Genomic DNA, 4,145 nt, shown 5'->3' with positions numbered 1-4,145 from the left:
TGGGGGCGGTTTTGATGAGCATGAGCACCATCATCGTCGCCGTGAACGCGAAGCTCCTGAAGATGGACTGAAGGGCCGAAGACGAACTGAAGACTGGTGCTCTCTTTGCCCCTCTTGTCCCAATCTCTTCCGGCCCGATCGGCCTTCGGTCACATCTCCCCATCAAACCTCCTCTTGATCAGGGCCGAGTGAACGTAGTTTATCATGGTGACGTAATCGAAGACCGGAAGGCCTACGGCCTCCTGGACCGCCCTCCCGTAGGGGGGAAGGCAGCTGCACTCCAGAAGGACTGCTCTGACCCCCGGCTCGTCCTCGACCAGCTCCTGGGCGACGGATACCGTATCCTGTTCCACCTGATCGGAGTCGAGAACCCCCGCCTCCTCGATCACCGCCTCTGAGAATCCGGGCAGATCTTCCATCCCCCTTATCACCAGGCTCTCGGCCGACTCAACCCCGACGGCCGCAAGCAGCATCTCGTCGAGGCTCGCCGAGTCGGCGGTGATCACCCCCACCATCCGGTCGGGGCCGATGATGGCGGAGATGAAGGGGATCTGGAGGAGGCTGGAGAGGAAGACCGGTACTTCCAACAAGGCGGCGAGCCTCCTCTGATGCAGGGCGAGAAATCCGCAGTCTCCGGTGACGGCCCTCACCCCCTGGCCGGCCAGCTCCTCTGCCGCCGCCAGGAGGGGCTCGAAGGCCGTGGGATCTTTTGCGAGGGCTCTCTTCGTGGTCAGCCCCCCCACCTTCTTGAACCGTACGGGAAAGTCGTAGGTGGTGGCGTTGGCGACGTCCCCGGGGATGAAGGGGGTGAAAGAGTCCAGAAGGAGGATTCCTATCGCCTCGCCATAGCTCGCCTGGCCGGATCGTGCTCTGTAGATCGTCTAATCACCTCTCTTATCAGCTCCGATCACGTCTCTTCTCACCCGTTATCCTCTTTTTCATCTCTTTTCCGTCTCTTTTTCTCTCTTCCGTCGATCATCCCTCCGGCCGCGAGCAGAAGGTATTAACGGGTCGTCGACAGGAGCCGACCACAATGGCCGAGTTTTCTCTGAGGAGGGCGGCAAGAGAGGACATCCCCTCCATCGTCAGGCTCTGCAAGGATACGATCCTGGAGGTCTACGGCCCCTTCATCCCCAGAGAGACCCTGCGTCCCTGGGTCGAGGGCCGCGCCGTCGACGGCCTGGTCGAGGGGCAGTGGCAGAGAATGATCGTGGCCGAGGCGGAGGCCGATGGCGGGGTGCTGGGGGTGGCGGCAGCTTCCGGAGACTCCGTAGACCTCCTCTGGGTCCACCCGTCCCGTCACGGCGAGGGGATGGGGACCGCCCTCCTGGAGTGTGTCGAGGCCGGGATGAAAAAGAGGGGATACCGCGCCGGAAGGCTCTCCTGCTTCAGCGAAAACCATCGAGCATTGGGATTCTACCAGAGACGGGGGTGGATGACGGTGGGCGAGGGGAGGAACGTGGAGACGGGAGCTCCCGAGACGAGGATGGTCAAGAGCCTGATCGGGTAGATCCGCTTCGGTCAGCATCGATCAACTCTCCATTGAGGACGGTCACCGCCTCGCCGCCCAGAACGACCTGATCCCTCTCAATCCGGACGCAGACGCCGCCGCCCCTCTTCTCGGCCGAGAGCGGGCCGCTTTTCGGAACGCCCAGAAATCTCCCAAAGCTTGAAGATTTACCGATCCGCAGCGGCCTTTGCGGCGATGAACTCCCGGATCAGTTTCGCACCCAGGGTTGCAGTCTGGCCTCCGTCGAACGCGGGCGCGATCTCGTTGACGTCGAGACCGATGGCTCTTGGTGCCACTCTCTCGACGATGTACCGGACGTCCCAGGAGGAGAGGCCGAAGGGCTCGGGATTTCCGACCCCCGGAGCGTAGGCAGGATCGATGGCGTCGAAGTCGATGGAGAGGTAGATCTTCTCGCAACCCACCTCTTTAAGGGCGTCTTTGAGCACCAGCTCGATCCCCCTCTCTTGCACCTCATCGCTTGAATGGTAAGGGACGCCGTGCTCCTCGGCGTAGATATACTCCTTCAGGTCGCCGGACCTGACCCCAATCGAGGCGTAGCCAGCTACGCCCTCCGTCTCGAGGATGTGACGGCTGGCACAGGCGTGGCTCAGCCTCGTCCCTCCATACTCCTCCCGGAGGTCGAAGTGAGCGTCCAGAACTATGACGCCGATGCCGCTTCTGTCGTCGTCACTGCCGACATATCTGTCGGCACCAACTTCGGCCCTGAGTTTCCCGCGCCTCCGCTGGGCCACCTCGGCGACGATCGGCGGGGTGATGGAGTGCTCACCGCCGATGAATATCGGGATCGCCCTCTCCGGTATGAAGGCGAAGCCGTCCCGGATCGTCTCCCTGGCGTAGGCGGGGTCGGCCCCCAGGTCGAGGTTTCCGAGGTCGCTGACCTTGATGTCCCGAAAATCGATTCTGTGCCGGCGAACGTAGGTCTCGAAGTTGTAAGACGCCCTCCGGACGGCGTCTGGCCCCTCCCGGGCCCCTGGCCGGAAGGAGGTGGTGGCATCGAAGGGAGCCCCTACGATCACGAACTCCGCCTCCTCCGGTTCGGCGTTGGCGTCCGCAAAATTGGATAGGTTGAACATCCGGGTTAACGCATGTCCATCTTGGTCTTGCCCATGACGAGCAAGTAGGAGACTTCCTTCCCCTCTTCTATCTTTGATCGATCTTCCTCGGTGATGGGAACGTCTATGGTGCTGTAGTCGCCGAGGTCCATCAGCTGGGCCGAGCTCTCGCCGATCGTCAGAACCTGGCCGGACTTTCTCTCCACGATCGGAACGTATACCTTGGCCGTCACCGGCTGGACGATGGACCTCTTCTGACCGTCGAAGATCCCAACGGCGTCAACCCTCGCCTTGGCGGCGCCGTGCTTTCCCGGCTTGGACTTGGCTATGCTCTTGATGACGCACGGCTCGTCGTCGATGATCACGTACCTTCCTTCCTTCAGCCCTCTGGTCTCCACCTGCTCTTTCATCTCGTCACCTTCAATACGTCACATTCCCGTCGAATAACGCGGCTCCTATTTAAAGAATTTCTCTCATCCGCGCGAGAGCCGTTTTTATATCGGCCATGGAGGCGGCATAAGAGATCCTGATATGATCTTTTGCCACCGAGCCGAAGGCAGATCCCGGGACCGTCACCACACCGCCTCCGATCAGTCTGGCGGAGACATCGTTTCCGTCCCCCACCTTCGGGAAGGCGTAGAAGGCCCCCTGGGGCTTTTCGATCTCTATCCCCATCGACTGGAGCCCCTCGACGAGGACGTCCCTCCTCTTCTGAAACTCCTCTTTCATCTCCCGGACACAGGTCTGGGGACCGCTGACCGCGGCTCGGGCCGCCCTCTGGGAGATGGATGAAGCACAGGCCTGGACGTACTGATGGACCTTCAGCATATTCTCCAGGGCTTCGCCCCGAGCCGCCAGGTAGCCGAGCCTCCAGCCGGTCATGGCGTAGGTCTTGGAGACTGCGTTGATGGTGATGACCTGGTCGGAGTAGAGGGCGGGGCTGGCGTGCTCACCCTCGTAGATGAAGTGCTCGTAGACCTCGTCGGATATCAGGGCGAAGTCGTGGTCCTCGGCCAGCTCCGCCAGGGCCCGGAGCTCCTCCCTCGTCTGGACCGAGCCGGTGGGGTTGTTGGGGGAGTTGACCACCAGGGCCCTAGTCCTCGCCGTCACCTTCTCGGCGACGGCCTCGGGTGTGAGGTGGAACCTCTCGCCCATGGGGACGGCGACGGGCCGCCCGTGGGCCACCCTGGCCAGGGCCGCGTAGGAGACGAAGCCGGGATCGCCCATCAGGACCTCGTCGTCCTTCTCGACGACGGCGGCGATGGCGAGAAAGAGTGCTTCGCTTGCGCCGCTGGTGACCATGATCTCGCCGGGCGCGTAATCGAGGCCGTTCTCCTGCCGAAACTTCTCCGAGAGGGCCTCTCGGAGTTCGGCGGTGCCCAGGTTCATGGTGTAGCCGGTGAACCCCTCCTCGATCGCCTCGATCGCCGCCCGCTTGATGTGGTCGGGGGTGTCGAAGTCGGGCTGGCCGAGGCCGAGGTTTATCGCCCCCTGCCCCGCACCCTCGAAGCTCTTTCTTATCCCTGAGATGTCGATCTCCTCGACGTGGCTTGCAAACTTCA

General features: G+C 62.2%; 5 protein-coding genes. 1 reads left to right on the top strand and 4 read right to left on the bottom strand.

Features of this window, described 5'->3' with window-relative positions; genetic code table 11:
- Window positions 1-149 precede the first annotated feature (149 nt).
- Window positions 150-878, bottom strand: a complete 729-nt coding sequence (locus tag ACP5EL_RS09400; protein ID WP_428402254.1) for an aspartate/glutamate racemase family protein — start codon at window positions 876-878, stop codon at window positions 150-152.
- Between the two features lie 155 nt (window positions 879-1,033).
- Here ACP5EL_RS09400 and ACP5EL_RS09395 point away from each other — a divergent pair, with 155 nt between their 5' ends.
- Window positions 1,034-1,510, top strand: a complete 477-nt coding sequence (locus tag ACP5EL_RS09395) for an N-acetyltransferase family protein (RefSeq protein WP_428402253.1) — start codon at window positions 1,034-1,036, stop codon at window positions 1,508-1,510.
- Window positions 1,511-1,677: 167 nt separating this feature from the next.
- Here ACP5EL_RS09395 and ACP5EL_RS09390 read toward each other — a convergent pair whose 3' ends face one another.
- From ACP5EL_RS09390 to ACP5EL_RS09380, 3 genes are all read right to left on the bottom strand, one after another.
- The gene (locus tag ACP5EL_RS09390; RefSeq protein WP_428402252.1) at window positions 1,678-2,604 is read right to left on the bottom strand and encodes an agmatinase family protein; all 927 of its coding nucleotides are present in this window, start codon (window positions 2,602-2,604) and stop codon (window positions 1,678-1,680) included.
- Window positions 2,605-2,609: 5 nt separating this feature from the next.
- Window positions 2,610-2,993, bottom strand: a complete 384-nt coding sequence (locus tag ACP5EL_RS09385; protein ID WP_428402251.1) for a translation initiation factor IF-5A — start codon at window positions 2,991-2,993, stop codon at window positions 2,610-2,612.
- Between the two features lie 49 nt (window positions 2,994-3,042).
- On the bottom strand, window positions 3,043-4,145 hold a 1,103-nt coding region (locus ACP5EL_RS09380; protein ID WP_428402250.1), incomplete at its 5' end, for a pyridoxal phosphate-dependent aminotransferase.

This window comes from Methanocrinis sp. (genome assembly GCF_049974945.1).
In the GTDB taxonomy this organism is placed as follows: Archaea; Halobacteriota; Methanosarcinia; order Methanotrichales; family Methanotrichaceae; genus Methanocrinis.
Note: the sequence above shows the minus strand (reverse complement) of the source record. Positions and strands in the feature narration are given on the sequence as shown.